We start from the raw sequence: 4461 nt of genomic DNA, 5'->3' as shown, positions 1-4461 counted from the left end.
CTCAGCACGTACAAAACATTGGGGCTAAGAAAAAGACGTTATTCGTTGTACCCAATAGCGTTTTATCCAATTGGCGTAAAGAAGCGAATTTTGCATATCAAAATACAGATGATTGCTTATTTGTTGGTCTAAGAGAAAAAGACGGTAAATTTAAAGTTTACTCTAATAAATATGATGAAGATTTGGTTGCAGCGATTGACGGCAAGTACCGAAAAATATTCATGACGTTTGAGGCATTTAGGCGTATTCGTTTAAAAGATGACAGTATCGAAGGTTATGCTAAATATTTGAAGCAGACGGATTCGGCTTACGAGGATCAAGAGCTTAAAAAGGATGATGAAAAAGCTAAGGGCCTAGTGGCACAGTTGATTGATAATATTAAAATCAATTCAAGCGCGCCGTTTTTAGAAGATATGAACGTTGATAGTGTGGTTGTTGATGAAGCGCATGCGTTTAAAAACTCTATCACAGCACCCAAAACAGATGACCGCGTGAAATATCTATCATTGGCTGGCACGTCCGATAGGGGCGAAGATGCACAAGCTAAGTTATGGTATATACGCAGCGGCAGTAAAAATAATGACGGCGTTCAGCTGTTATCAGCTACACCTATTACCAATAGCCCACTTGAGATATATTCGATGTTATCGTTGGCGGCTGGTCGTGATGTGGTGAATAATATGTCCGGCGGCGTAAAAGGTGCAGATGAATTTTTACAGTTAATGTGTCAGATTGAAGAAGAAGTTGTACCTACAATCGACGGCAGAGAGCGTTCACAAAACGTATTTACCGGTATTCGTAACGTACAAGCGTTAAACCATGCGATTAAATCAACGGCAACTGTTAAAGATGCTAGTGATGTGGGTTTAAGTGTTGTTATACCTGAGCGCGAGGAAAAAGCCACTAAAATTGATTTATCACCAGACAATAAAGCACTACTCGAAACTTATCAATTATCGTACCAAGTAGCTCGCGCAATGTCTAAAGAGCCGCCGCAGAATTGGCGTACCGGTGATGAGAAGTTAGACTTGAAAATGCAAAATGCGTATAACGAGGTTAAAGCACTGTTTAATGAGCCAGACGAATTAATGGGCCATCCTTTTAACCTGATTCGTAAAATGGATGTATTGATTGCTGATAGTGATTTTAGCAAACAAGCTACTTTTTATGACTTTGACAGCGCGCAAAAGAAACTTGCTGAAAGTGCTATTGAGAAATTCAACAAGAAGCCGTCAATAGACGAAAGGTCAAGACTTAGTGTATTCACTGATCCAGATGATACCACTGAAGTTTACACTAAAGATGGTGATCAAAAAGTATTAAGCGGTTATAAAGTAAAAGTTAAAGCTAAAATCGTTATAGATAGTGGCCGTGAGCGCATTGTTATCGATACATTAAACTCTAAACTTCAAAGTAATTTTGAGGATATAGCAGATAAAGAGGGGTTAAAACTGGATGTAACGATATCGGCCAAAGTTGCGGCAATGCTTGATAACTTTAAAAATGAACAGGCTAATCCGCGCGGTGTAAATTCAGATGGTACCAACAGTAAAATCATTAAACAGATTATCTTCTGTGATCATTTATTTTTGCATAACAAAATTAAAAAGCTTTTGACGCAGCAAGCCGGCATACCAGCGAGTAAAATTACAATCATTACCGGTCAAATCAATAACGAACCAGACCAGATGATTAATATTCAAGATGGTTTTAACGCTGAATCAGATGATAATCAATACCAGGTCATTATTGCTAACCAAAAAGCAGAAGTTGGTATTAACTTGCAGATAGGTACTCAAGCTATCCATCATTTAACAACTGGATGGACGCCGGACAGCTTAGAGCAGCGTAACGGCCGTGGCGCGCGTCAAGGCAATAAGACAGACAAAGTAACGATTTATCATTATGATGCAGACGGCACCTTTGACGAATTTAAGCGCACCATGATCAATAAAAAAGATGAATGGATTGGCAGTGTTTTGGAAAATAACGGTAAAAATACCGTGGCTGTTACTGGTGGTATCTCTAAAGAAGATCAAGAGGCGTTAATTGCAATTGGTGGTGACAAGACCGCTATTGCACAATATCAGGCTAATAAAGAGAAAAGGGAGAACCAGTTACGCATTGAGAGCGCAAAACGTAATCAAAACATCAATCTCACTATCATTGAAGAACAGAAACAGTTTTTAGCAAACACTAGTCCTCATTCGCTTTATAACGACGATATTCTTAGCGCCGTTGAAGTTATCCGTAGCAATATGGATAACTTAAAAAAATCTGAAGATGCTAAAAAATCCAAACAAACGCAAGATAACTATGCTAAAAAATATGCCGCGGCTAAAGATATCGCTGTAAAGAAACTTCAAAAGATCCTTGAGTCTATTGAAATCAATGCAGTGACTTACGATGCAGAAAGTAAACCCACAGAGAGCGTAGGCGCACCTAAAATCACTGCTGAAGATTTATATTCTTTAATTGAAAAGAACAGCGGCCAATTTAAACCAAGCGATAAGGATAGCACTCGATCTTATGGGTCACGGGAATCAAGCTTTAGAAATATATTGGTAGATAAGGGTTATGCTAAAGAGGTTATCATAAAGGACGATAGCGACTATCAATCAGAATATGAGCAAGCTAAACAGACTGCTGAAAACATGATTGAGCAATCAGGCTTAGCGATTGACGAGATATCACGAGAAGCCGGTGGCCTACCTATTGGGGCTGGCAGTAAGATTGCCAAAGGTGAAGCTATGATTGTCAAAGAATCATATATAGAACCTGGCACATTTATTGTAGTGAATGGTAGAGACGCAGAATTATTGTTAATTACAGATGATAATCTTGATATATGGCGGCTTAGACCTAATGGGAACGCCTATACCACCTCTCTTGATTTAGGCTATGGCGAATCATTAAATAAAGTAGTGCTACCAACTGATCCGGACTATTTAGAGTATGTGAAAAAAGCGGCGGCCATTGAAGATCAGCTTTATGTTCGTGATGAATTAGATGATCCGATATATAGCCGATCAGTACCGGCCGTTGCTGATTATCGTGATGGGAATGCTCAGATAGCGTATGATATTAAACCAGGTTTATTTAGTCAGCCGCATATTAAGCTATCATGCTTATCATTGCCATTCATTTTACCTGTAAGCGTATTATCTAAATCAACAGATTTGGCTAAAAAAGCATTAGCAGACTACAATTCATTTGGTATCAATATCAATCTTGAGGAAGGCCGCTTTACTATTGATAAAGATAGTAAGGTTGAAAAAGAAGGTGAGCTTCAGAGATATGGGGATGGCAAAACTATTGTTAGTTCATTAAAGGATTATATTATCTATAATAATACGCCAATCTCTACCGACGATGACTACTCACTAACATCACCAGAAACATTATCACGTTTACTAGATATTGAACCTGGTGTTAGAGAGCAGATGGACACAGATATAAAACAGTCATTTGATCTTGAGCGTGAAGCACCATACGAGCAGGAGGATTTTTTAAAGATTGCTAATGATATGTTTGATAAATACGTGTTTAATCCATCATTAGTTAATCGTGATGTTATTAATGATGTTGATTTAATATTAGGTCTTGTTTTAAGACAAGCAACTAGAAGTGATATCAGTTTTGGTACTGATAAGATTAGAGCGTTATATCAGACGGCGTTACGACATAAAACTTTAACGGATGGCGCCAAAGCGTTAGAGGAATTATTATCTGACAGTACAGCGATTAAAGTTATAGGCAATACTTATCAATGGAAAGACGATATAAAGGAGTATGCGTCTACCTATGGTAGCAACGTAAGAGGTGATAAAAAGTATTTCTGGGATAAAAGGAATCAATGCTGGGTGATATCATATAAAGCCTATGTAAGACTTATTGAAGATAAACCATCCGCTAAAAACGATTTAAATTTTGAGAAGGCATCCTAATGTTAAATTATACATACGATAGTAAAGAATTAACTACACTGACCAGTGAGGCAAGAGAATCACTATCAATAAACAATCCAGATGCAGACTTCACTGAGTTTGCGGCTGGCGTGATATACCAACGCTTAAAAAACGATATTATGCGTTATCGCGTCTATGGGCCGTATTGGTGGGCTTTAAAGGATGTATTGCGTAAATACAACTACAACGTTGGCCCACAAACAGATGAATCAATTACAGCTATTTATAAGGGCAGTAACGATGCTGAAACCATCGTAGCGGCTGATCTGTTTTATCTTGAAATGAGTAGTAAAACACTGGTTACAAATAATTCATGGGATTTGAAAGCTAACAAAGAACCCTATGTTTTATACGATGAGGATATGGAAACCAGGCGAAGTATTACCGACATGATTGATTGACTTCCTCCCCTCCCTAAAGTGAGGGGATTCCTTCTACAAGACGGTCAAGCCCGACCGCAAGAATGTTCTTACTGGCATTAATATCTCTATCA

At 38.2% G+C, this 4461-nt stretch carries 2 protein-coding genes; both read left to right on the top strand.

Annotated elements, in window-relative coordinates; genetic code table 11:
* The coding region (locus QZ265_RS09925; RefSeq protein ID WP_296405774.1) for a helicase-related protein at window positions 1-3947 on the top strand (3947 nt) is incomplete at its 5' end.
* Window positions 3947-4369 carry a hypothetical protein gene (locus tag QZ265_RS09920; RefSeq protein WP_296405772.1) on the top strand — a complete coding sequence of 141 codons (423 nt, stop codon included), beginning with the start codon at window positions 3947-3949 and terminating at the stop codon, window positions 4367-4369. The genes QZ265_RS09925 and QZ265_RS09920, both read left to right, overlap by 1 nt.
* Window positions 4370-4461 lie beyond the last annotated feature (92 nt).

Source organism: Psychrobacter sp. (assembly GCF_018260395.1).
GTDB lineage: Bacteria > Pseudomonadota > Gammaproteobacteria > Pseudomonadales > Moraxellaceae > Psychrobacter.
The sequence above is the reverse complement of the archived record's forward strand: the minus strand, read 5'-3'. Positions and strand labels throughout refer to the sequence as shown.